Here is a 23,572-nt window from a genome sequence, read left to right on the forward strand (position 1 = left end):
GGATCAGGCGGAAGCAAAGCCCTGCCGGCGGGTGGCCCAGCCGGTGACGCGCGCCTCGACGAGCGAGAAGGCGACGTAGAGCAGGATGCCGAGGGCGGCGAGCAGGAAGAGGCCGGCGAAGACCAGCGGCACGTCGAAGTTCGAGGAGGCCGTCATCATCACGTTGCCGATGCCCTTGTTGGAGGCGACGGTTTCGGACAGCACGCTGCCGACGAAGGCGAAGGTGACGGCGATCTTCAGCGAGGCGAAGAAGAAGGGCATGGTGCGGGGCAGTCCGACGTTCCACAGGATGTCGAGCCTGCTGGCTCCCAGCGACTTCAGCACGTCCTCCAACTCCGGCTCGGTGGTGGCGAGGCCGGTCGCGATGTTGACGACGATGGGGAAGAAGCACATCGCGAGCGCCGTGAGGATGGCCGGCGTCGCGCCCGATCCGAACCACAGCACGAAGATCGGCACCACGGCGACCTTGGGGATCGAGGAGAAACCGATCAGCAGGGGATAGACCGTGTCGTAGGCGGTGCGCGAGACGCCGATGGCCGCCCCGATGACCACCCCGACGGTGACGCCCAGGACGAAGCCGATCATCGTGGTCCACAGGGTCTGCATCACATGGGGCAGGAGGATGCCGAAGCGCGCGGCCAGCGTCGCGAACACCTGGGTCGGGCGCGGCAGGACCAGATCGGAGACCTGGAGGACGAGGCAGAGGATCTCCCAGGCCGCGAAGAAGCCGAGGATGAGGAGGGCGGCCCAGAGGCGGCGGCGCAGGTCGTAGCTCACGGCTCAGGCTCCCTGGATTGCGGCATCGCTGCGCGCATCGATGATGAGGTCGCGCAGGCGCTGGTTGAGGGCGACGAAATCTGCGTTGAAGGTCATGTCGACCGTGCGCGGCCGGGGGAAATCGACGGCGCTGTCGTCGATGATGCGGCCGGGGCGGGCGCTCATCACGCAGATGCGCGAGGCGAGGAAACCGGCTTCCTTCAGATCGTGGGTGATCAGCAGGACGGTGGGTTTGCGCTTCAGCCACAGGGATTGCATCGTTCCCCACAGCTCCTCGCGGGTGAACTGGTCGAGCGCGCCGAACGGCTCGTCGAGCAGCAGCAGGCTCGGTTCATGGATGAGGGCGCGGCACAGGTTCGCGCGTTGCAGCATCCCGCCCGACAGCTGCCAGGGGTAATGGTTGGCGAATTTGTCGAGCCCGACATCGGCCAGCAGGGCATGCACCCGGTCGCGGAACTCCGTCCTGCGCTTGGCGCGATAGTCGGAACGGAACGGCCGCACGATCTTCAGCGGCAGCATGACGTTCCGCTCGATGGTGAGCCAGGGCAGCATGGTCGGATTCTGGAAGGCCATGCCGACGCGTAGCGCCTTGGCCCCGACCTCGCGCCCGCCGACGATGACGGCGCCCCGGGTCGGGTTCAGCAGGCCGGCCGTCAGTCGCAGGATCGTCGATTTCCCGCAGCCCGACGGCCCCACCAGGGCGACGAATTCACCCGCGGCGATCCGAAGGTTGGTCTCCTGCAAGGCCGCGACCGTCTTGCCCGGCTTGCCGAACGAAACGGCGGCCTGCGAAAGCTCGACGGCGATGGGCGGGGCGATGGGCGGGCGGCCTTGCGGGATGGCTTGGGATCGGGACATGCGGCGTACCTCGTGGCGGATCGCTGAAACTGTATGCAATGGGTGCGCCAGTTTCCCTGAAGGGCCAAGCTCCCCGGAAGAGAAGTCAGGCATTGGGGGAGGAAAAGTGCATACAGTTTTTGCATGCACTTATTTTATGCAAGCGAGCGGCGCCGCTGCATCCAAATGCGGCACTTGGCGAGTTGCATTCCCAACCGGCCTCGCTTATGGAAGGCGGAGCAGGCGGGGGCGGTGATGGCCGAGGAAAAACGCGAGCAAAAGCGTTCAGGGAAAACCGGAGGCGACCGTGTCGCGGCGATCTGCACGGCCTTGCGGCGCGCGATCATCGAGCGGGCGCTGTCGCCAGGAGACCGGCTGCCCGAGGATTCGCTGGGCGAACGCTTCGGCGTCAGCCGGACCATCGCCCGCACCGCGCTCGGGCAGCTGGCGGCGGAGGGGCTTGTCGATCTGCGCCGCAACCGCATCGCCGTGGTCGCCGTGCCGTCCTTCGAGGATGCGCGCGACATCTTCGACATCCGGGTCGATCTGGAGCGTCAGGTTGTCCGCCATCTGGCCGGCAAGCTGACCGAGGCCCAGGTCAAGCAGCTGACGACCATCGTCGAGGCCGAACACCAGGCGCGGCATGGTGCCGAGGGGATTTCGATCCGCCTTGCGACGGAGTTCCATGTCCGGCTGGCGGAAATGACCGGCAAGCCCGTGCTGATCCGCTATGTGACGGAGATTTGTTACCGTGCCGGCCTGTCGCTGGCGGTCTTCAGCCGGCCCCATTCTTCCGAATGCGCAGTGAATGAGCATCTGGAACTGATCGAGGCGATCCGGAGCGGCCCCGCCGACAAGGCCTGCGCCCTGATGGACGACCATCTGGAGGCCGTGGCCTCCCGCGCACTGCTGCAAAGCTCGGGCGCCAGGAGCCGCGACCTCATGGACATCCTGGCGCCCTACACCGAATAAGAACGCCAGGACCGGCGGTTGGCAGGCTAAATCAGCGGGCGCAGGAGGGATCGAGGATCCATTCGGCGCTGTCGTTCCAGACATCGGTTTCGACGATCAGCCCGTCCCGCACCACGAAACGGTCGACATAGCGGTTGTTGTCGAAGGGCGTGCCGTCCGGCCAGGCGCCATACAGGTAGCCCAGGCTGTAGACGATGGTTTCCGTCTCGCCCGGCACCACGTCATAGCGCTCGATCCGCTTCTTCACCCATTTGTAGCGCGCGGCATTGAAGCCGGTCGGCCCGCTGGGGGTGTCGAAAACGCGATGCCCGGTGAAGCGGCAGATGAAACCCGGCGCCACGTATTTGGCCGCGCGCACCGGGTCGGGGGCCATCGACGCCTCCAGATAATCCTTCACCGCCTGCAGATCGCGTTCAGTCGTCTCACTCATCTGGACCTCCGTAAGTGTCGGCATATTGGTATCAAAAGTGCATGCGATTTTCGCATGCAAACGACACGCCGGATTTCGAGATGCCGCAGACCCACAGTTTCGATCTTCTCCTGCGCAACACCCGGCTCAGGGGAGGGCAGGGCCTGCAGGACATCGCGGTCAGGCAGGGACGGATCGCCGCCATCGGCCCCGACCTGACCGGGACCGCCGTCCTGGAAGAGGACGCCAGCGGGCGCCTCGTCCTGCCGGGGCTGGTGGATACCCACATCCATCTCGACAAATCCTGCCTGCTCTGTCGCTGCCGCGATGCCGGCGGCGGGCTGAAGGGGGCGATTGCCGCGGTCTCCGGGTTGAAGCGGGCGTTCACGGTCGAGGATGTCTACCAGCGCGGCGCCCGCACCCTGGAACGCGCGATCATGCAGGGCACCATGCATATGCGGGCGCATGTGGAGCTCGATCCGCTGGTCGGTCTGCGCAGTTTCGAGGCAATGACACGGCTCAAGCGCGACTATGCCTTCGCCATCGACCTGTCGATCTGCGTCTTCCCGCAGGAGGGGATGACCCACGACCCGGCGGTCGAACGGCTGCTGGCCCAGGCCCTGGCGGAGGGGGCCGATCTGCTGGGCGGCTGCCCCTATACCGATGCCGATCCGTCCCTGCAAATGGAGCGGATCTTCGCCCTGGCGGTGGCGCATGACGTCGATCTCGATGTCCATCTGGATTTCGATCTCGATCCCAGCTGGTCGCATCTGGAGGAAATCTGCCGGCGGACGATTGCGGCAGGTTGGCAGGGGCGGGTCGCCGTCGGCCATGCCACCAAGCTCGCCGCCATCGACGATGCGGCCCTGGAACGGATGACCGCGCTCCTGGCCGAAGCCGGCGTGGGGGTGACGGCCTTGCCGGCGACGGACCTCTATCTGAATGGGCGTGATCTGAAGCATCGGGCGCCGCGCGGGGTGGCGCCGGTCCATCTGCTGGCGGACGGCGGCGTCACCGTCTCGGTCGCGACCAACAATGTCCTGAACCCGTTCACGCCCTTCGGCGACGGTTCGCTGATCCGGATGGGCAACCTCTATGCGAACCTCATGCATCTGGGGCCCGAACGATTCGGCGATTGCCTCGACATGGTCTCGACCACGGCTGCCCGGCTGATGCGGATTGCCGATTACGGCATCGCGGTCGGCGGACAGGCGGACCTGATCGTGCTCGACGCCGACGACGAAGCCGACGCCTTCGGCGGAATCGCCACGCCCCTGATGGGGTTCAAGCGCGGTCGCAAGAGCTTCGTCAGACCCGCCGCGACGCTGGTGAGATAACGGCCGGTTTCCCGCGGCGGCGGGCGCTCGCAAGGCCGATGGCCGCACAGAACACGACGCCCGCGGCCAGGCTGGTGTGGCCGCTGAACATGACGAGGCCAAGGCCCCAGCCCTGCCAGTCCAGCAGGACGCCCAGCGCCAGCAGCATGACGCCCGTTCCCGCGATCCGCAGAAGGTGCGTCGCGGCCTGCGGCAGCGGACGCCCGAACAGGTCGTGCTGCTGGCGCTCCGTCGCCAGGGCCAGCGCCGCGAAGGCGGCAAGGCAGAGCGCGAAAGACAGGAGATGCATCATGAGCGCCCCTCCTCCAGCGCGCCGCCGATAACGCCGCCCCGCGCCTTGGCGGGCACCACCCGCGGTTTCGGCCGATGGCGGGCGGTGCGCAGCGCCAGCACGGCGTGGAGCGCCGCCAGTGACAGGCACATCAAATCCATGCCGGCGAACACCCAATCGGCCTCGGCCATGCTGTGCCACAGCGGCCGGTCCGTCGTGACGGCGTTCAGCACCGGCAGAAGCGCCAGCAGCGCCGCCGCCGCCCACAGCTGTTCGATCCAGGCCGTCCTGGCCGGGCGCAGCACGGCATGCGCCAGCGTCAGCGCCCAGACCGCGAAGAACAGGTGGATCTCCCAGGCCCCCCGCTCCGCCATTCCCGCCGGCAGCAGGCGGTTGCCCCAGAGGAAGGCCGTCATGGCGACCGACAGCCCGGCGATGCTGGCGATGTTCAGCCGCTCGACGATGCGGAAGCCGATATGGGGCCGCTTGGGGTCGGTCAGCTTCTGGCGGCGCTTCACCGTCCACATCACCAGACCGGTGCCGACCATCGCCGTGCCCATCAGGCTGACAAGGAAATAGAGCCAGCGCGTCACCGTGTCGCTGAACCGTCCCAGATGCAGGGCATACAGCACGCCGCGCGTCTCCGCCGCCGCACCCACCCCCTCGCGGGTCTCCAGCAGCCGGCCGGTCGGGCCGTCGAACAGCATGTACTGTGGGCTCATCGAGACGCGGCCGGCCTCGCCGCGCGCGACCGCCACACGGGCGGTGCTGTCGCCGGAATTGGTGGCGGTGACGCGGCCGACGGTGTCCTGGCCCCAGCGCTCCTGCGCTTGGCGCACCATGTCGGCGACGGAGGCGAGCGGGGCCGCCTGTCCGCTGGGCTTGCCCGGCTGGATGAAGGCGTTCAGTTCGGCGGTCAGTTGCTGGCGCTCGGCCGGCGTCGTGATCGCCGTCCGCTCGCCCCAGGGCATGTAGAGCGCCATCAGCGTGACCAGCCCGGTGTAGGTGATCATGGCGTGGAAGGGCAGGCCGAACACCGACAGCGCATTGTGCGCGTCGAGCCACGACCGCTGTCCCTTGCCGCCGCGGAAAGTGAAGAAGTCGATGAAGATCTTCTTGTGCGTGATGACGCCGCTGACGATGGCGACCAGCATGAACATCGCCGACGCCCCGGCGATCCACCGTCCCCACAGCACCGGCATGTAGTGGAACTGGAAGTGGAAGCGGTAGAAGAAATCGCCGCCCAGCGTTTCGCGCGCGGTGACCTTGCCGCCGGTGGCGGGATCGAACGCGGCCTCTCCGAAGGCGCGGCGGCCGGGTGCCGCTCCCGCCTCGCCGGGCGCCATGCGCCAGAAGGCGTAGACGCTGTTGGTGCGCCCGTCCGGCAGGCGCATGCTCCATTGCGGGGTGCCCGGCGCGATGGCGCCCAGCTCGTCGGCGACGCGCTGGGCGACCAGGGCCGGATCGGGCAGTTCCGCCTGATGCGCCAGTTCCGGCCGCATCCATTGCGACAGCTCGTCCTTGAAGTAGGACACCGTTCCGGTCAGGAACATGGCGTACAGGATCCAGCCCATCAGCAGGCCGGCCCAGATGTGCAGGCCCGACATGCTCTGGCGAATGCCGCGGCCGGCGGGACGCTGTGCCCTTTCCCGCTTTACGTTGTCCGTCTTCACGGCACCTCTCCCCTCACCAGACCGACCAGGCCGCCAGCAGCAGCGGGGCCGCCGCCGCCAGCAGGCCGGCCCAGGCCCGCAGCGCGCTGCGCGCCGCGAAGACCCAGACCACCGCCGCCGCATAGATCGCGAAGCTCGCCAGCATGCCGGTGAGCACGGCCTGAGGCTTGCTCATCGGCAATGCCAGCGCCGCGACGCTGCCGAGCGCCGCCAGCGCATAACCGCCGAACAGCGCCGCGACGATGCGTGAGGCGACCGGGGCGGCGCGGCGGACAGGGCCGATCAGCGACATCATTGGTGCGGCGCTGCCGCCGTGCCGGCGGGAAGCGGCGCCAGCCCGTCACCATGGACGTAGGTGACCGTGGTGGCGTAGCTCACGGCGTCATAGCGTTCGGGACCCTTGGCGCCCGGACGCTCGCCGGGGCTGCGGTCGGTGACGCTGGCCTCGGCGACATAGGTCCCCTTCCATGGCAGGTCGAAGCTGACGACGCCCTGCTCGTCGGTGTAGGCCTCCTTGGCCCAGCCGGACTGCGTCACCAGCGATACCTTGGTCTTCGCCTTGGGCTGCCCCTTGAAGAACAGCTTGAAACGGCCCGGCTCGCCGGCGGGCACCAGATCCAGGGGCAGCTTCGGCTGCTGTTCCTTGAATCCGGTGATCAGGCGCGCCGACGGGTGGTACCAGTTGGCGGTCTCCTTCCCGTTGTCCTTGCCCGGATAGAGCGGATAGAGCGGGTCGTCGGCGACGATGGCCTCGCCGTCGCCGGCCTTGAAGGGCAGGGTGAAGCCGGTGGCGGTCTTGGCCGCGTCCGCCGCCCGTTCCCCCTTGGCCGAGACCAGGGTGGCGGCCGGCTTGACGAATTTGTCGAGCAGGCCGGGCGACGCCTCGCGCAGATTGTCGCCGAACTCGCCGAAGCGGATCACCGCATTCTGGCCGTCGGCCTGTTCGATCCAGATCTGGTGGGCGTTGGCGGGTGCAGCGAGGCCCAGCAGGGCGACGACGGCGATGGACAGTCTGGTCATGATCACTCCGGCTGGATCGGGGGTGGGGATCAGAAATCGGCAGAGGCGGACAGCAGCACCGTGCGCGGTGCGCCGACGGTCACGTAGGTGCCGGTGGTCAGCCAGTAGTTCTTGTCGAACAGGTTCTCGACATTGGCGCGGAAGGTGACCGGCGTGCCGACGACCTTGGTGGCATAGCGCGCGCCGATGTCGAGGCGGGTCCAGCCGTCGAAGCGCAGGGTGTTGGCGTCGGTCAGGTAGGAGCCCGAGGTGTAGATCACCCGCCCGTTGAGGGCGAAGCCCTGGACCCACGGGGTTTCCCAGTCCAGCCCGGCCGACAGCGTCTTGTCCGGTATACCCGCGGCGTCGTTGCCCTGCACCGCGGCGACGGCGGTGCGCGTCAGCTTCGGATCCATGAAGGCGGCGCTGGCCATGCCGCGCAGGCCGGGCAGGATCTCGCCATAGACCGACAGCTCCAGGCCGCGGTTGCGCTGCTCGCCGTCATAGGCCAGCTCGTTGGCCGCGTTGCGGATCGAATTCGGCTTGGTCAGCTGGAAGACCGCCGCCGTGGTGGTGATCGTCCCCCAGTCGACCTTGACGCCGGCCTCGTACTGCTTCGACTTGAAGGGGGCCAGCACCGCGCCGGTGTTGGCGTAGCCGGCGCCGACCACGGTTCCGCGCGTCAGCCCCTCGGCATAGTTGGCGTAGAGGGAGACGTTGGACAGCGGCTTGACGACGAAGCCGGCCAGCGGCGAGGTCGCGCTGGCATCGTAGGTGCCGGTCTGGGCGCCGGTGGCGGTGCTGAAGCTGTCGACATGGACCTTCTGGCGGCGGGCGCCCAGCGTCAGCATCACCCGGTCGTCCAGCACCGACAGCGTGTCGGCGACCGCGAAGCTGGTCAGCGAGGTTTCCGCCGACTTGCGCGCGGAGGTGCGGGTGGCGGTGACGGCGGGCAGCGCCACCGGGTTGTAGATGTTCGACAGGGCGGAGCCGGCCGACTGGATGTAGGCGTTCCCCTCGTCGCGCTTGAAGCCGGTGTAGCCGACATTCAGCAGATGATGGACCGGGCCGGTCGCGAACCGCCAGCGGGCGCCCGCGGTGCCGCTGACCGTGCGGGAATAGGAATCGTAGTAGGCGTTGCGGACCGTGAAGTTCCCGAGCGCGTTCACCGCGGTGGTCGAGCTGGGGAAGGTCTGGTCGTTCTCGCCCTTGCGGTAGCCGATGCCGGCATAGGCGGTCAGGCTGTCCGTCAGATCGACCTCGATGTTGGAGGCGACGGTGACGTCCTTCTGCACCAGAACCGTGCCGGGATACCAGTTGCTGCGCGCGTCGGGCGGGGAGGGGATTGCGGTGGTGGCGGGCAGAATGCTGATTTGGGGCCGGAAATTGTCGGTGTCGTCGCGCTGGCTGATGGCGTCCATCGACCAGCGCAGCCGCTCGCCGCGGTAATCGACCGCCAGGGCTCCCAGGCCGGAGCGGAGGTTGCCGCCGTCGACCGACGCCTCGCCGTTGCGCATCAGTCCGTTGAAGCGGACGCCCCATTCCTTGTTCTCGCCGAACCGGCGGCCGACATCCAGGTGCACGCCGAGATTGGCGTCGCTCATGTAGGTGGTGGTGACGCGGGTCAGCGGGTCGTCCCCGGCGCGTTTGGCAAGGATGTTGATGCCGCCGCCGATGCTGCCGTTGGGAGAAATGCCGTTGACCAGCGCGCCGGGGCCCTTCAGCAGCTCGATCCGCTCGACGATCTGCGCCGGCACCCGGTTGGACGACACCAGGCCGTACATGCCGTTGAAGCCGACATCGCCGGACCCGACGGCATAGCCGCGGATCTGGAAGGTGTCATCGAAGCCGTTGCTGCCGGTGGTCAGCCGGACGGAGGCGTCATTGATCAGCGTGTCCGCCGCGGTGCGCGCCTGCTGGTTCTCGATCAGGTCGGAGGTGTAGTTGACCGTGCTGAAGGGCGTGTCCATGACGTCGCCGCTGCCGAGCAGGCCGACCGATCCGCCGCGCGCGACCTGCCCACCGGCATAGGGCTGCGCCAGCCCGCCGGTCATCAGTCCGGCGTTGGCCGTCACCTGGAGTGCCGGCAGGGTCGTGCTGTCCGGGGAAGAGGCTGGGGAGGATGCCGGGGCCGCGGCGCTCTGCGCGACGACGGCGTAGCCCGACGCCGTGCGCGCGATCCCATGGCCGCTGCCGGCCAGCAGGCGGCGCAGGCCGTCCTCCACCGTGGTGGCACCCTTCAGGCCGGGCGAGGTTTTGTCCCGGACCATCGCGGGGGCCGCCTGGACCGTCACGCCCGCCTGCGCGGCGAAGCGGCTCAGCGTCTCGCCCAGCGGACCGGCGGGAATGTCGGCGTTGACGGTGGCGGCCGCCGTCTGGGCATGGGCCACGGAGACCGGGAAAGCACCACCCGCCAGGACCGCGGCGGCGAGCCCGGCTGCGACGGCCGCCGGACGCAGGCCGGACCTGCGGGCGTCAGGCTCGGCTGAGCGCACGCCACACGCAATGGTCGTGTAACGGGCATCTGCCGTGCCGCGAACTAGTTTCATAGTATCGGTTCCCCTGCCTGGCGATGGATGCAGCACGATCCCGGCGACCGGCGCTGTTCCCCCCAGGCCGGTCGGACGTGGATGCTATATAAGAGAATGCGTATCACTCGCATCGATAATGCGAATCGTTCGCACTATAATCGTCGACTCTTGGCCATTGCAACAGATGTTTGGCTCGATTGGATTTTTCTGGGAAACCGGGAACGGGCTATCGCAATGCGCGCACCGTCCTGCCGCCACAGGTGGCGGGCGCAGGCGCGCCGCGCCGTCCATCGCGGCTTTACAGCGCCGGCCCAATGCTCTTATCTCCGCAGCATGGATCGTCGCAGGCTCCAGTTCTTTGTCGCGCTCTGCGAGGAGCTGCATTTCCACCGTGCCGCCGCGCGGTGCCACATCACGCAGCCTGCCCTCAGCCAGCAGTTGCGGCAGCTGGAGGACGAGCTTCAGGTCCAGCTGGTCCACCGCAACAAGCGGCGGGTTTCCCTGACCAGGGCCGGCGAGTCCTTCCTGGGCGAGGCCAGGAAGATCCTGAACCAGATGGATCGGGCCGCACAGCTCGCGCGCCAGACCGACCGCGGCGAGATCGGGCAATTGTCGGTCGGCATGACTGCACCGGCGCTCTACATCGTCTTTCCCGAGATCATGCACCGGTTCCGCACGGCACTGCCGAATTTCGGCGTGAACGTGCATGTCATGACGACGTCCGAGCAGGAGGAGGCCCTGAGGGCGGGGGCCATCGATGTCGGCATCTTCCATCCCCCGCTCGACGACCAGTCGCTGTCGTCGCACCTCATCGCGCGCATCCGCTTCAACGTCGTGCTGTCGGACCGCAACCCGCTGGCGGAGCGGCCCCGCCTGCGGCTGGAGGATCTGTCCAGGCAGCGCTTCATCATCTTCCCGCGCGTGATCGGTCCGCGCCTGTACGACGAGATCATCAGCCTGTGCCAGCAGGCGGGGTTCAGCCCGGAACTGATCCTCGAAGCCTCGCCGGCCCAATCGATCATCGCGCTGGCCGCCGCCGACTTCGGCATCGGCCTCATCGCCTCAGACCTTCAGCAGTTCGCGCGGCCGGGGGTCGTCTACCGCCCGCTGGACGGGCCGGCCCCCTATCTGACGCTCGGGGTCGCCTACCAGAGCGACGACACATCCCCGGCTATCCAGACATTCCTCGACGTCGCCGCGACCGTCGGCGAACTGGTCTCCTGAGCGGATTTCCTCCGCCATGGGGATCGGTGGTGCGGGACAGTAAAAACTTTTCCTTATCAATCGATCATTTTTAAAAGTTGGACCTACTCAGTTCGTTGGCCCTATCGTTTGCATAACGGAGGATCAAGCCAATGAAAGTCTTCATGATTGGGGAAGCCGCCAATCACAAGGACAAGCTCGGCGCTTTCCTGACGACACCCTGCGAGATCATTCCCCTTCCCCGCGAGGCCGCCCACTCGCCCGACTTCGATTCCGCGATCACCGCGGACGACGTGGTCGTGTCTTTGCGCTTCTCGCGAAGCGATTGGTCCGTGCCGGATTTTCGACTTTTACATGTGCCGGGGGCCGGACTGGACGGCGTCGACATGGCCTCCCTGCCGTCCGGCGCCAGCCTGTGCAACGTCTTCGAACATGAGATTCCCATCGCCGAGTTCGTCATGGCGGCGATGCTGAACTGGGAAATCCGCCCCGACGCCCTGCGCGGCTCCTTCGCCACCGACACCTGGTCCGACGTCTACCGGGCGCGCGTGCCGCATGGAGAGATTCACGGCCTGACCCTGGGGCTGATCGGCTTCGGCCGCATCGGGCGGACGATTGCCCGGCGGGCGGCAGCCTTCGGCATGCGCATCCTCGCCGTGGATCAATTCGCTGCCGATTCCGACGGTCTGGCCGAGGCGATCCTGCCGCCGGACCGCCTGCCGGAGATGCTGGCGCAGGCGGACTTCGTGGTGATCGCCTGCCCGCTGACCGACGAGACGCGCGGGCTGATCGGTGCGGCCGAACTCGCCGCCATGAAGCCGACCGGCGTGCTGATCAATGTGTCGCGCGCCCCCATCGCCGACGAGGAGGCGCTGTACGGCGCCTTGCAGCGCCGGATCATCGGCGGTGCGGTTCTCGACGTCTGGTACGGCTATCCGGCCGGGGCGGACGACCGGGTGGCGCCCGCGCGCTTCCGCTTCGAGGATCTGCCGAACGCGGTCTGTACCCCGCATTCCTCGGCCTGGACCACCCGGCTGCCCGAACGCCGCTATGCCTTCATCGCCCGGAACATCGACCGGCTGATTGCCGGCGAACCGCTGCTGAACCTTGTGCGGGCGCCTGCTCCGGCAGTGCGGCCCGCCTTCCAGAACACGAGCTTCCCATGATCCGAGACACTGAGGACCTCGCCCGCCGCAGCGCCGGCGTGCCGATCAAGATCACCGGCGTGAAGACCTTCGTCGTCAACGCCGAGATGCGCAACTGGATCTTCGTCAAGGTATTGACCGACCAGCCCGGCCTGTATGGCTGGGGCGAGGCCAGCCTGAACTGGAAGACGCGGGCCGTCACCGGCGCCGTCGAGGATCTGGAGCCGACCGTGCTGGGCCGCGACCCGCGCGACATCGAGCAGTGCGTCCGCGCGATGAACAAGTTCAGCTATTACAAGCTGGGCATGGTCGGCGTGACGGCGATCAGCGGCATCGAACACGCGCTGTGGGACATCTTCGGCAAGAGCGTTGGCCTGCCGGTGTGGCGCCTGCTGGGCGGCAAGGTCCGCGACCGCGTGCGGGTCTACACCCATCTCGGCCTCGGCGAGATGAAGTCGGTGTACGAGACCTTCGACATCGGCTCGCTGAAGGAGCGCGCCGCCGCGGTGACGGAGAAGGGTTACGACGCGCTGAAGGTGGTGTTCATTCCCTACGGTGCCCACAGCGCCCCGGTCCCGGCCCAGCGCCATGTCGGCAAGATGATGCAGGCGCTGCGCGACACGGTGGGCGACGGCGTCGACATCATGATCGACTTCCACGGCCGCCCCGGCTCCATCGCCGCCGCCATGGGCTACATCCGCGAACTGGAGCCCTACCGGCCGATGTTCTGCGAGGAGCCGGTCCAGCCCGGCGACACCGAGGCGCTGCGCCGCATCGCCGAACAGGCCGACTGCCCCATCGCGTCGGGCGAGCGGCTGGTGGGCTTGAGGGAATTCATGCCGGTCTTCGCCCAGAAGGCGGTGCACATCGCCCAGCCCGACCTGAACCACACCGGCGGCCTGCTGGAAGGGAAGCGGATCGCGGCACTGGCGGAGGCGGAGCTGATCGGCATCGCGCCCCACAATCCCAACGGCCCGCTGGCCGGCGTCGCCGCCCTGCATTTCGACATTTCCACCCCGAACTTCGTCATTCAGGAGGAGATGAGCGGTGCGGTGCCCTGGTACGACGACGTCGTGCAGACGCCGATCCGCCGCACCGGCAGCCACTGGGAGGTGCCGGACGTTCCCGGCTTCGGCATCGAGGTGAACGAGGCGGAAGCGGCCAAGCATCCCTTCAAGCCGGAGGTGATGCACACGACCTCCGCCGTGCTGGACGACGGCACCATCGTCGATTGGTAAGCCGCAATCGGTAAGGCGCTGCTTCCCAGCTTCATCGGACGGGTTTCCATCATGAGAGAATTCAACACTCCGGGCGACGTGTTCAACGCGCTGCCGTCGCGGGTCGTTTTCGGGGCGGGCGCGGTCGACCGCATCGACGGGGAAGTGGAGCGACTGGGGGCCGAACGCGCGCTCGTCGTCTCCACGCCCGGCCGCAGCGCCATGGGCGGGCGTGTCGCCGACCGCCTCGGCAGCCGCTGCATCGGCATCCTGCCGGAAGCGGTTTCCCAGGTGCCCATCGAACTGGCGATCCGGGGCCGGGCCAAGGCGCGCGACATGGGCGCCGACTGTCTGGTCAGCGTCGGCGGCGGCGCCTCCATCGGTCTGGGCAAGGCCATCGCGCTGGAACTCGGGCTGCCGATCGTCGCCGTGCCGACGACCTATTCCGGCTCCGAGATGACCGGCTTCTGCGGGATCACCATCGACGGCGTCAAGCGGATGCACCAGAGCCTGCGCATGCTGGCCGGCACCGTCGTCTACGATCCCTCGCTGACGGTCGGGCTGCCGGTGGACGTCAGCATGGCCAGCGCCATGAACGCGCTCGCCCATTGCGTCGACGCCATATACACCCCAACGATCAGCCCGGTGATCGTGCCGGCGGCGATGGAGGGCGCGCGGGCGATCATGGATGCGCTGCCGCGGGTGGCGGCCCGTCCGGACGATGCTGAGGCACGCGCCGACCTGCTCTACGGTGCCCATCTCGCCGGTGCGGCGCTGGCCGGCGGCTTCGCCCTCCAGCATGGCGTCGCCCATGTGCTGGGTGGCACCTACGGCGTGTCGCACGGATTGTCCCATGCGCTGGTGCTGCCCCATGTCGCGGCTTACAATGCGCCTTTCGCCTCCCAGGCGATGGACCGGCTTGCCGCCGCCATGGGGGTGGCGGACGTCGGCGCCGCCATCTTCGACATGATGGAAACGGTCGGCCTGCCGACGCGACTGACGGAGGTCGGCTTCTCCGCCGACCGGATCGCGGAGGCCGCCCGCATCACCGTCGAGACCGACAATCGCTACAACCCCGGACCGGTGACCGAGGAGGCCGTGCGCGGCATCCTCGCCGCGGCGGTGGAGGGGCGTCGCCCAGGGTCGCATCCGGGCCGGTAGGGGCCGAATCGGACGAGAAAACGCAAAAAGGGAGGGAACCACCATGACGATCAAGCGCAGACAGTTTCTGACGGCCACCGCGGCGGGCGCCCTGGCCGTTCCCTTGGCGGCACCCTTCATCTCGAAGGCGCATGCCGCGGAATTCGCCTGGAAGTTCGGCCACGGCTTCCCCGCCAGCCACCCGCTGCACGTCCGCGCCGTCGAGGCCGCCGAGCGGATCCGCAAGGAGACAGGCGGCAAGGTCGACATCGCCGTCTTCCCCAACAGCCAGCTCGGCGGCGACAGCGACCTGCTGGCGCAGGTCCGCTCCGGCGGCATCGAGTTCTTCAGCACCGGCGGCCTGATCCTGTCCACCCTGGTTCCGGTGGCGTCGATCAACGGCATGGGGTTCGCGTTCAAGGATTACGACGCGGTCTGGAAGGCGATGGATGGTCAGCTCGGCGGCGTGATCCGCAAGGGCTTCGACAAGGCTGGGCTCCACGCCTTCGAGCGGATATGGGACAACGGCTTCCGCCAGATCACCACCGCCACCAAGCCGATCACCGGGCCGGCCGACCTCGCCGCCTTCAAGATCCGCGTCCCGGTCAGCCCGGTCTATGTGTCGCTGTTCAAGGGGCTGGGCGCGTCGCCGACCAGCATCAACCTGGGCGAGGTCTATGCCGCACTTCAGACCGGCGTGGTCGATGGGCAGGAGAATCCGCTGGTGGTCGCCGACACCGCCAAATTCTACGAGGTGCAGAAATTCTGCTCGATCACCAACCATGTCTGGGACGGCTCGTGGATCGTCACCAACGGCCGGTCCTGGCGCGGGTTGCCCGAGGATCTGCGTCAGATCGTCAGCCGCAACCTGAATGACGGCGCGCAGCAGCAGCGCCAGGACATCGCCGGCCTGAACGAAGCGCTGCAAAGCTCGCTTTCGCAGAAGGGGCTGACCTTCAACAAGGTCGATCCGGCGCCGTTCCGGGAGGTTCTGCGCAAGTCCGGTTTCTACGGCGAATGGAAGGCCAAATACGGCGAGGAGGCCTGGAACGCCCTGGAAAGCTCGGTGGGGGCCCTGACATGACGGCGGTGGTGGATCACAAGTCCACCGCCGGCCCGTCCACTGCCGGTCCTTCCGATGGCGCCAGCCCGTGGCTGGCGCAGGTCGACCGGCTTCTGGGCTGGCTGTCCGAACTGCCGGTAGCGCTTCTGGTGGCGGCGGAGGTGGTGATCCTCTTCACCGGCATCGTCGCCCGCTACGTGCTGCACGCGCCGATCACCTGGTCGGACGAGCTGGCCTCGATCCTGTTCCTGTGGCTGGCGATGCTGGGGGCCGTCGTCGCCTTCCGTCGCGGCGAGCATATGCGGATGACCGCCTTCGTCAGCTGGGCATCGCCCCGCGCGCGGGCGTTCCTCGACGTCTTCGCGGTGGCGGCGGCGCTCTGCTTCCTGCTTCTGGTCATCCTGCCGGCCGGCGAGTTCGCCTGGGAGGAACTGGAGATCACCACTCCGGCTTTGCAGATCTCGAACATGTGGCGCGCGGCGGCCCTGCCGACCGGCCTCGGGCTGATGATCGCGACCGCCCTGGTCCGGTTGGCACGGGTGGGCGATGTCCGGCTGGTGGCGGGTGCCCTGGCGGCGGTGGCGGCCATCGCCGCACTGTTCACGGTGCTCCAGCCGGTGCTGGCCGATCTCGGCAAGCTCAACCTGCTGGTCTTCTTCGTGGTCGTGGTGGCCGGGTCCGTGTTCGCCGGCGTCCCCATCGCTTTCGCCTTCGGGCTGTCGAGCTTCGGCTATCTCGCCCTGACCACGAGGGTGCCGCTGCTGGTCGTCGTCGGCCGGATGGACGAGGGCATGTCGCACCTGATCCTGCTGTCGGTGCCGCTGTTCGTCTTCCTAGGTCTCCTGATCGAGATGACCGGCATGGCCCGCGCCATGGTGGCGGTGCTGGCCAACCTGCTCGGCCATGTGCGCGGCGGTCTGTCCTATGTGCTGATCGGCGCGATGTATCTGGTGTCCGGCATTTCCGGATCGAAGGCCGCCGACATGGCAGCGGTCGCCCCGGTGCTGTTCCCGGAGATGAAGAACCGCGGTGCCAAGCCGGGCGATCTGGTGGCGCTGCTGGCCGCGACCGGCGCGCAGACCGAGACCATCCCGCCCAGCATCGTGCTGATCACCATCGGGTCGGTCACCGGGGTGTCCATCGCCGCCCTGTTCACCGGCGGCCTGCTGCCCGGCCTGCTGCTGGCGGTGATGCTGTGCCTGGTCGTGCGGCACCGCTACCGCAACGAAGACCTGTCGGGGGTGCGACGGCCGACCGGCGGCGAGCTGGGCAAAAGCCTGGTGGTGGCGTTGCCGGCGCTCGCCCTGCCTTTCGTGATCCGCACCGCGGTGATCGAGGGCGTTGCCACGGCGACCGAGGTGTCGACCATCGGCATCGTCTATGCCGTTGCCGTCGGGCTGCTGGTCTATCGCCGCTTCGACTGGGGGCGGGTGGTCCCCATGCTGGTCGAGACCGCGGCCCTGTCGGGGGCGATCCTGTTCATCATCGGCACCGCGACGGGGATGGCCTGGTGCCTGACGCGCTCCGGCTTCTCGACCGATCTGGCCCATTTCATGGCCAGCCTGCCGGGAGGCTCCTTCACCTTCCTGGCGGTGTCCATCGTCGCCTTCATCATCCTGGGCAGCGTTCTCGAAGGCATCCCGGCCATCGTGCTGTTCGGCCCGCTGCTGTTCCCCATCGCCCGCGAGATGGGCGTGCATGAGGTGCAGTATGCGATGGTGGTGATCCTCGCCATGGGCCTGGGCCTGTTCGCCCCGCCCTTCGGCGTCGGCTTCTACGTCGCCTCGGCCATCGGACGGGTCAATCCGGACGAGGGCATGCGCCCGATCATGGGCTATCTGGCGGCGCTGCTGGCCGGACTGGCGCTGGTCGCGGCCATTCCCTGGATCTCGACCGGCTTCCTGTAAACCGTATCGTCCAGTCTCTCGGCGACTTGAACAAGCCGGCTCCGGTTCACTCCGGGGCCGGCTTCGTCTTTTCAGGGCCGGTCAGCGCTGCGAGACCGATCCGGCCGCCGCCACCACCAGCGGGGCGAAGCGCTCTTCCATCTCCTCCGGCGTGAAGCGCGCGCGCGATACGGCGATGTTCAGCGCACCCACCGGCACGCCGCCCGATCCGGTGATGGCCGCCGCGACCGACAGGTCGCCGTGATAGAATTCCTCGAACGCGGTGGCATAGCCGCTCACCGCCGATTTCGCGATCTTGGCCAGCAGCTCGTCGCGCTTCCAGGTGGTGGTGGGCGTATAGGGCTTCAAATCCATCCGGTCGACCAGCGCCGCCGCCTCCGCCGCCGGCAGGCGCGACAGGATGGCGATCCCCGGCGCGGTGCAATAGGCCGGCATCCGCGTGCCGACGATGACATCGGTGTTCAGCACATGCCGGCTCATGAAACGCGACACGAAGACGATCTCCGTCCCGTCCATCATGGTCAGGTTGATCGTCTCTTCCGTCGTCTTGCTGAGATGCATCAGATAGGGCATCGCGCGCTGCAGCATCGCATTGCTGTGCAGATAGTGATGCGCGATGTCCAGGCTGCGGACGGTCAGCTCGAAGCGCTTGGTGACCGGATCCTTCCGCAGATAGCCCAGCTTTTCCAGCGTGTAGGTGAAGCGCTGCGCAGCACTCTTGTCCATGCCGACGGCAGCGGCGACCTGGGTCAGGCTCATGGACGGCCGCGAGGAATCGAAGGCGTGCAGCACGCGGAACGCCTTGTCCACCGACATCACCATCAGCGGGTCGCCGGCCCGGCCCTCGGAACCGGTGTTTTCGGCGGTGACGGTGCCGGCATCGATGTCCGTGCCGGCGGGAACGCCCGTCTTGGGCGCTGAAGAGGCGGATCGGCGCGGTGCCATGTCGGTCGGTCCTGACTGTGCGCGGTGAGAGATACCGTTGACAGCGTACCGAAAGCAAGCCAAGCTAATCAATACAAAGTATTGCATTTCAATACACCGCTTCGCGATCACCCTTCGATCCCTCATTCCCGCGGGAGGGTTTCGGCGGCCGGCACCACTTGGCCGGACCGACCCCCCGCATCGACAGGAGCGCATCCGTGACCGACTTCATCCTCACCGAGACCCGCGGCCCGGTCGGCATCATCACGCTGAACCGTCCCAACGTGCTGAATGCCTGGAACAAGGCGATGCGCGACGATCTGGTCGTCGCCTTCGACCGCATGGAGGCCGACGAGTCCATCCGGGCGATCATCCTGACCGGTGCCGGCGACCGCGCCTTCGGTGCAGGCCAGGATCTGAACGAAACCAAGAGCTTCGATGCCGACCGCGCCGAGGAGTGGGTGGCGGAGTGGGAGCGGCTCTACGACCGCATGCGCAGCCTGTCGAAGGCGCTGGTGGTTGCGCTGAACGGTGTTGCCGCCGGTTCCGCTTTCCAGGTGGCGCTGCTGGGCGACCTGCGCGTCGGCCATCCCGGCGTGCGCATGGGCCAGCCGGAGATCAATTCCGGCATCGCCAGCACCACCGGCCCCTGGATCATGAAGGAGATGATCGGGCTGGCCCGGACCATGGACCTGACCCTGACCGGCCGCCTGATGGACGCGGCGGAATGCCACGCCATCGGCCTGATCAACCGCATCGTTCCGCAGGACCGCGTGATGGCCGAAGCGCTCGAACTGGCCGGCGAACTGGCCGCTAAGCCGCCGGTTGCCATGCGCCTCGACAAGCAGCGCTTCCGCGAGATGACCGAGGCCGGGTTCCGCGACTGTCTGGCCGCCGGCGTGCGCATCCAGCGGGAAGCCTACGCGTCGGGCGAGCCGGCCCGCATGATGGAGGAATTCCTGGCCAAGCGCGCCGCGCGCAAGACGGCCGCCTGACCAGCCGTTCCGGCACCTCTTTTTAAAAACGGGACGGTTCGCCGCCGTCCCACCCCACCCGACAGCTCCTCCATCAACCGGACGATTGCCAAGATCCGGCCAGCGAACAGGGAATACGACAATGGGACAGAATGACGGTTTCTCCATCGACCGCCGCGGCCTGCTCTCCACCGCGCTGAAAGGTGCTGCGGGCACCGCGGTTGCGGCAGCCCTTCCGCCGGTCCTGGCGGCCGGGATGAGCGGCCCGGCGCTGGCGCAGACCTCTCAGATCACCGTGGCCGATCCGGGCGGCCCCTACAGCCCGGCCTTCCGCAAGGCGTTCTACGACCCGTTCGAGAAGGCCACCGGCATCAAGGTCGTCAATGTCGCCCGCGAGGCCGAACCGACCGCCCAGTTCAAGGCAATCGTCGAAACCAGATCCTACAGCTGGGACGTCTGCACGCTGACGCTGTCGGCGCGTGACATCCTGACCCGCCAGAACCTGCTGGAACCGCTGGATTTTGCTGCCGCCGACGCGCCGGGCCTGATGCCCGATGCGCTGACCGGCCAGTGGATGGGAACGGACGTCTATTCGACCATCCTCGGCTACCGGACCGACAAGTTCGCGTCCAACCCGCCGCAGAGCTGGGCCGATTTCTGGAACGTCGAGAAGTTCCCCGGCCGCCGGTCGCTGCGCAAGAACCCCATCGACACGCTGGAGCAGGCGCTGCTCGCCGACGGCGTGCCGCTGGACAAGCTCTACCCGCTCGACGTCGACCGCGCCTACAAGAGCCTGGACCGCATCCGCCCGCACATCGCCGCCTGGTGGACCGGCGGCGCCCAGTCGACCCAGCTGATCCAGAGCGGTGAGGTCGACATGATCGCCCTGTGGAACGCCCGCGCCCAGGCCGCCATCGACGGCGGCGCGCCGGTGAAGATCTCGTGGAACCAGGGGCTCTATTCCATCGAGGGATGGGGCATCCCGCGCGGCAACCCGCGCGCCGACGCCGCGCGCAAGTTCATCAAATTCTGCGCCGACCCGCAGCGCCAGGCGATCTTCACCGAGGTGCTGGCCTATGGCCCGACCAACCTCAAGGCCTATGACGACATCCCGAAGGAGCGGGCGCAGGCCCTGCCCACCTTCCCCGAGAATCTCAAGACCATGACCATCGCCCGCGAGGATTGGTGGGGCGCCAACCGCTCCAAGATGAGCGAACGCTTCAACGCCTGGATCCTCGGCTGACGACCATCACAGGAGACCCGCCGCCATGCTCCCCTCCCACGGAACGGCCCCTCCCGCCTGCAAGCTCCTGGTCGATGGCCTCACCAAGAGCTACGGGTCCGTCGTCGCCCTCCAGCCGACCCGGCTGGAGGTCCCGGCGGGCGAATTTCTGACCCTGCTGGGCCCGTCCGGTTCGGGCAAGACCACGCTGTTGCAGATGATCTGCGGGCTGGTGGAGCCGAACGGCGGGCGCATCCTGATCGATGGCCGCGACGAAACCCGCACCCCCGTCCACAAGCGCGACATCGGGCTGGTCTTCCAGCATTACGCCCTGTTCCCCCACCTGACGGTGGCGGAGAACATCGGCTTTCCCCTGCGCATGCGCGGGATCGCGGGCGCCGATGTCGACCGCCGGGTCCGGGAGGCGCTGGAGATGGTCCATCTCGGCCATCTCGGCGACCGCTTCCCCAAGGAGCTGTCGGGCGGCCAGCAGCAGCGGGTGGCGCTGGCCCGCTGCTTCGTCTACCAGCCCTCGGTCATCCTGATGGACGAGCCGCTGGGGGCGCTCGACAAGAAACTGCGCGAGCATATGCAGTACGAGATCAAGCGGCTGCACCGCGAGACCGGCGCCACCATCATCTACGTCACCCATGACCAGGAGGAAGCCCTGGCCATGTCCGACCGCATCTGCCTGATGAACCACGCGCGCATCGAGCAGATCGGCACCCCGCACGATATCTATGCCCGGCCGAAGACTGCCTTCGCCGCCGACTTCATCGGCGTGTCGAACATCTTCCGCGGCCGGCTCCAGCGCGACGAGGGTGGGGCGCCGATCCTGGTGACCGGCGGCGGGCGGTTCCGCCTGTCGCCCGCCACCGCCGCCGCCAGTGCCGCCGCGGGCGCCGCGGCCGGCCAGGGCGAGGCGTCGCTGATCGTCCGGCCCGAACAGCTCGACCTCGACGGCGAGGGCGACAACGAGGTGTCGGGCCAGGTGGTCGACACCGTCTATGCCGGCTCCGAGACCCGCGTGCTGGTGGCGCTGGGCGACCAGTCGACCATCACCGTCCGGCTGCGGCGCGGCATGTCGCCGCCGCCGCTGGGCGACCGCGTCGCCGTGCGCTGGCGCAGCGATGCCGGAGTGCTGGTGTCATGAGCGCCGTCCTCCTGCACGGTGCCGACGAGGGCGGTCTGAGGCAGCGGCTGCGCTTCGGACCGCTCTGGCTGGCGGCGCCCGGCATCGCCTTCCTCGCCGTCTTCTTCCTCTATCCGGTCCTGCGGTTGCTCGGCCTCAGCGTTCAGGATGCCGACACCGGCGCCTGGACGGGGGAGCATTACGCCCGCATCGTCGACACCGGCGTCTATTTCCGCGTGCTGATGGGCACCTTCCGCATCGCCGGGCTGACGGCGCTGTTCTCGCTGCTGCTGGGCTATCCGCTGGCCTATTGGCTGGCGCAGCTGCCGGAGCGCAGGCGCGGCGTGATGATCCTGGCGGTGATGGTGCCGTTCTGGACCAGCTATCTGGTGAAGACCTTCGCCTGGATGGTGATCCTGGGCCGCACCGGCGTCATCGGCGGCATCCTGGCGGCCGGCGGCCTGCCGCAGCCGGAGATGCTGCACAACGAGTTCGGCGTGATGATCGGCATGGTGCATGCCATGCTGCCGCTGGCCGTGCTGACCATGCTGCCGGTGATGACCGGCATCGACCGCCGGCTGGTGCAGGCGGCGGAAACGCTGGGGGCTGCACCGGGCCATGCCTTCTGGCTCGTCTATTTCCAGCTGTCGCTGCCGGGCATCGCCGCGGCGGGGCTGCTGACCTTCATCTCCTCCCTGGGCTTCTTCATCGTTCCGGCCCTGCTGGGCGGGCCGCAGCAGACCATGCTGGCCCAGCTGATCATCGCCCAGATCCAGGAGATGCTGAACTGGGCCTTCGCCGGGGCGCTGGCCACCTTCATGCTGGCGGCGGCCCTGGTCACCTGCTGGATCTATGACCGCATCTTCGGCCTGTCCACCCTGTCCGGCGAGGGAGGCCGGCGCAAAAAGGGCGGCGGCTCCATGCGCAGGGCGGGGCAGGGCATCCTGTCGGCGCTGGCGGCGCTGACCGCAGCCGCCGCGCGCGTCACGGCACCCGTGCTGGGCGAGCGCGGCCGCGACCGGCTGCCGACGGTCTACTCGACCCTGGTGCTGGTCTTCCTGGTGGCGCCGGCCATCGTGGTGGTGCCGATCGCCTTCACCAGCTCACCCTTCCTCGATTTCCCGCCGCCGGGCTACAGCCTGAAATGGTTCGAGGTCTATTTCGGATCGGATCTGTGGCTGGGCGCCACGCTGCGCTCCTTCGGCGTCGCCTTCGCCACCGCCATCCTGGCGACCCTGATCGCGGGGCTGGCGGCCCTGGCGCTGGCCCGCTCGACCTCGCGCTGGCGCGGCGCCATCTTCGCGCTGTTCCTGGCGCCGATGATCGTCCCCCGCATCGTCATCGCGGTCGGCCTGTTCTATCTGTTCGCCCAGATCGGGCTGGTCGCCACTGACCTCGGCCTCGTCATCGGCCATACGGTGCTGGCGCTGCCCTTCGCCTTCGTCGCCATCGCCGCGGTGGTCAAGGGGCACGACTGGCGGCTGGACCAGGCGGCGGCGACGCTCGGCGCCAACCTGGTGCAGACGCTGATGCGGGTCACGGTTCCGCTGATCCGCGGTGGTCTGGTCGCCGCCTTCCTGTTCGCCTTCATCACCTCCTTCGACGAGCTGACGGTGGCCATCTTCGTCAGCGGCGGGGTCAAGACCACACTGCCCAAGCAGATGTGGGACGACATGATCCTGCAGCTGAACCCGACCCTGGCCGCGGTTTCGGTCGTCGTCTTCCTCATCGTCATGGCGCTTCTGCTGATCGCCGAGCGGCTGCGCCGGTCCGGCCGCTGAGCGGCAGACCTGAGCGGCAGACCTGAGCGGCAGACCGCGCCACCGTCCGTTCATCCCG

At 67.9% G+C, this 23,572-nt stretch carries 21 protein-coding genes; 12 read left to right on the forward strand and 9 right to left on the reverse strand.

Annotation, left to right across the window (positions count from 1 at the left end; all coding sequences use genetic code 11):
* Window positions 1-3: 3 nt before the first annotated feature.
* Entirely contained in the window at window positions 4-777 is a 774-nt protein-coding gene (locus tag ABNQ40_RS15235; protein WP_174470358.1) for an ABC transporter permease, read from the reverse strand.
* 3 nt (window positions 778-780) lie between these two features.
* Window positions 781-1,635 carry an ABC transporter ATP-binding protein gene (locus tag ABNQ40_RS15240; protein ID WP_391347115.1) on the reverse strand — a complete coding sequence of 285 codons (855 nt, stop codon included), beginning with the start codon at window positions 1,633-1,635 and terminating at the stop codon, window positions 781-783.
* 234 nt (window positions 1,636-1,869) lie between these two features.
* Here ABNQ40_RS15240 and ABNQ40_RS15245 point away from each other — a divergent pair, with 234 nt between their 5' ends.
* Window positions 1,870-2,586 (forward strand): GntR family transcriptional regulator, encoded by a 717-nt coding sequence (locus tag ABNQ40_RS15245; protein WP_391347117.1) that lies wholly within the window; start codon window positions 1,870-1,872, stop codon window positions 2,584-2,586.
* A gap of 31 nt (window positions 2,587-2,617) precedes the next feature.
* Here ABNQ40_RS15245 and ABNQ40_RS15250 read toward each other — a convergent pair whose 3' ends face one another.
* Window positions 2,618-3,016 carry a hypothetical protein gene (locus ABNQ40_RS15250; protein WP_109051395.1) on the reverse strand — a complete coding sequence of 133 codons (399 nt, stop codon included), beginning with the start codon at window positions 3,014-3,016 and terminating at the stop codon, window positions 2,618-2,620.
* A gap of 80 nt (window positions 3,017-3,096) precedes the next feature.
* Here ABNQ40_RS15250 and ABNQ40_RS15255 point away from each other — a divergent pair, with 80 nt between their 5' ends.
* The gene (locus ABNQ40_RS15255) at window positions 3,097-4,332 is read left to right on the forward strand and encodes an amidohydrolase family protein (RefSeq protein WP_391347120.1); all 1,236 of its coding nucleotides are present in this window, start codon (window positions 3,097-3,099) and stop codon (window positions 4,330-4,332) included.
* Here the strand turns inward: ABNQ40_RS15255 and ABNQ40_RS15260 are convergent.
* The 5 genes from ABNQ40_RS15260 to ABNQ40_RS15280 form a co-directional block, all read right to left on the reverse strand.
* Window positions 4,304-4,624, reverse strand: coding sequence for a DUF3325 domain-containing protein (locus tag ABNQ40_RS15260; RefSeq protein ID WP_109051396.1), 321 nt, complete (start codon window positions 4,622-4,624; stop codon window positions 4,304-4,306). The two genes, ABNQ40_RS15255 and ABNQ40_RS15260, sit on opposite strands and share 29 nt — an antisense overlap.
* Entirely contained in the window at window positions 4,621-6,210 is a 1,590-nt protein-coding gene (locus ABNQ40_RS15265) for a PepSY domain-containing protein (protein WP_109491129.1), read from the reverse strand. Before ABNQ40_RS15265 ends, ABNQ40_RS15260 begins: the two co-directional genes overlap by 4 nt.
* A gap of 79 nt (window positions 6,211-6,289) precedes the next feature.
* Window positions 6,290-6,571 carry a DUF3649 domain-containing protein gene (locus ABNQ40_RS15270; protein WP_109051397.1) on the reverse strand — a complete coding sequence of 94 codons (282 nt, stop codon included), beginning with the start codon at window positions 6,569-6,571 and terminating at the stop codon, window positions 6,290-6,292.
* A complete protein-coding gene (locus ABNQ40_RS15275) occupies window positions 6,568-7,296 on the reverse strand; it encodes a DUF4198 domain-containing protein (RefSeq protein WP_109051398.1) in 729 nt (242 codons plus the stop codon). The genes ABNQ40_RS15270 and ABNQ40_RS15275 overlap by 4 nt, the downstream gene beginning before the upstream one ends.
* 29 nt (window positions 7,297-7,325) lie before the next feature.
* Window positions 7,326-9,824, reverse strand: a complete 2,499-nt coding sequence (locus ABNQ40_RS15280) for a TonB-dependent receptor (protein WP_109051399.1) — start codon at window positions 9,822-9,824, stop codon at window positions 7,326-7,328.
* Between the two features lie 315 nt (window positions 9,825-10,139).
* Here ABNQ40_RS15280 and ABNQ40_RS15285 point away from each other — a divergent pair, with 315 nt between their 5' ends.
* The 6 genes from ABNQ40_RS15285 to ABNQ40_RS15310 all read left to right on the forward strand — a co-directional run bounded on the left by ABNQ40_RS15285 (window position 10,140) and on the right by ABNQ40_RS15310 (window position 17,481).
* Complete coding sequence (locus tag ABNQ40_RS15285) at window positions 10,140-11,030, forward strand: LysR family transcriptional regulator (protein WP_098737104.1); 891 nt, start codon at window positions 10,140-10,142, stop codon at window positions 11,028-11,030.
* Between the two features lie 143 nt (window positions 11,031-11,173).
* Window positions 11,174-12,175, forward strand: a complete 1,002-nt coding sequence (locus tag ABNQ40_RS15290) for a 2-hydroxyacid dehydrogenase (protein WP_199235408.1) — start codon at window positions 11,174-11,176, stop codon at window positions 12,173-12,175.
* Between the two features lie 44 nt (window positions 12,176-12,219).
* Window positions 12,220-13,392 (forward strand): enolase C-terminal domain-like protein, encoded by a 1,173-nt coding sequence (locus ABNQ40_RS15295; RefSeq protein ID WP_109491130.1) that lies wholly within the window; start codon window positions 12,220-12,222, stop codon window positions 13,390-13,392.
* A 51-nt stretch (window positions 13,393-13,443) separates the two neighbouring features.
* Window positions 13,444-14,532 carry a maleylacetate reductase gene (locus ABNQ40_RS15300; protein ID WP_109051402.1) on the forward strand — a complete coding sequence of 363 codons (1,089 nt, stop codon included), beginning with the start codon at window positions 13,444-13,446 and terminating at the stop codon, window positions 14,530-14,532.
* Between the two features lie 43 nt (window positions 14,533-14,575).
* The gene (locus ABNQ40_RS15305; protein ID WP_109051403.1) at window positions 14,576-15,595 is read left to right on the forward strand and encodes a TRAP transporter substrate-binding protein; all 1,020 of its coding nucleotides are present in this window, start codon (window positions 14,576-14,578) and stop codon (window positions 15,593-15,595) included.
* A complete protein-coding gene (locus ABNQ40_RS15310; protein WP_109051404.1) occupies window positions 15,592-17,481 on the forward strand; it encodes a TRAP transporter large permease subunit in 1,890 nt (629 codons plus the stop codon). The genes ABNQ40_RS15305 and ABNQ40_RS15310 overlap by 4 nt, the downstream gene beginning before the upstream one ends.
* Window positions 17,482-17,562: 81 nt before the next feature.
* Here ABNQ40_RS15310 and ABNQ40_RS15315 read toward each other — a convergent pair whose 3' ends face one another.
* Window positions 17,563-18,426 (reverse strand): IclR family transcriptional regulator, encoded by an 864-nt coding sequence (locus ABNQ40_RS15315; protein WP_199235410.1) that lies wholly within the window; start codon window positions 18,424-18,426, stop codon window positions 17,563-17,565.
* A gap of 197 nt (window positions 18,427-18,623) precedes the next feature.
* Here ABNQ40_RS15315 and ABNQ40_RS15320 point away from each other — a divergent pair, with 197 nt between their 5' ends.
* From ABNQ40_RS15320 to ABNQ40_RS15335, 4 genes are all read left to right on the forward strand, one after another.
* Window positions 18,624-19,400, forward strand: coding sequence for an enoyl-CoA hydratase/isomerase family protein (locus ABNQ40_RS15320; protein ID WP_109051405.1), 777 nt, complete (start codon window positions 18,624-18,626; stop codon window positions 19,398-19,400).
* A 121-nt stretch (window positions 19,401-19,521) separates the two neighbouring features.
* A complete protein-coding gene (locus ABNQ40_RS15325; RefSeq protein ID WP_109051406.1) occupies window positions 19,522-20,622 on the forward strand; it encodes an ABC transporter substrate-binding protein in 1,101 nt (366 codons plus the stop codon).
* Between the two features lie 25 nt (window positions 20,623-20,647).
* Window positions 20,648-21,754, forward strand: a complete 1,107-nt coding sequence (locus ABNQ40_RS15330) for an ABC transporter ATP-binding protein (protein ID WP_109051407.1) — start codon at window positions 20,648-20,650, stop codon at window positions 21,752-21,754.
* Window positions 21,751-23,514, forward strand: coding sequence for an ABC transporter permease subunit (locus tag ABNQ40_RS15335; protein ID WP_109051408.1), 1,764 nt, complete (start codon window positions 21,751-21,753; stop codon window positions 23,512-23,514). Before ABNQ40_RS15330 ends, ABNQ40_RS15335 begins: the two co-directional genes overlap by 4 nt.
* Window positions 23,515-23,572: the final 58 nt, after the last annotated feature.

The organism is Azospirillum sp. A23 (assembly GCF_042938965.1).
In the GTDB taxonomy this organism is placed as follows: domain Bacteria; phylum Pseudomonadota; class Alphaproteobacteria; order Azospirillales; family Azospirillaceae; genus Azospirillum; species Azospirillum melinis.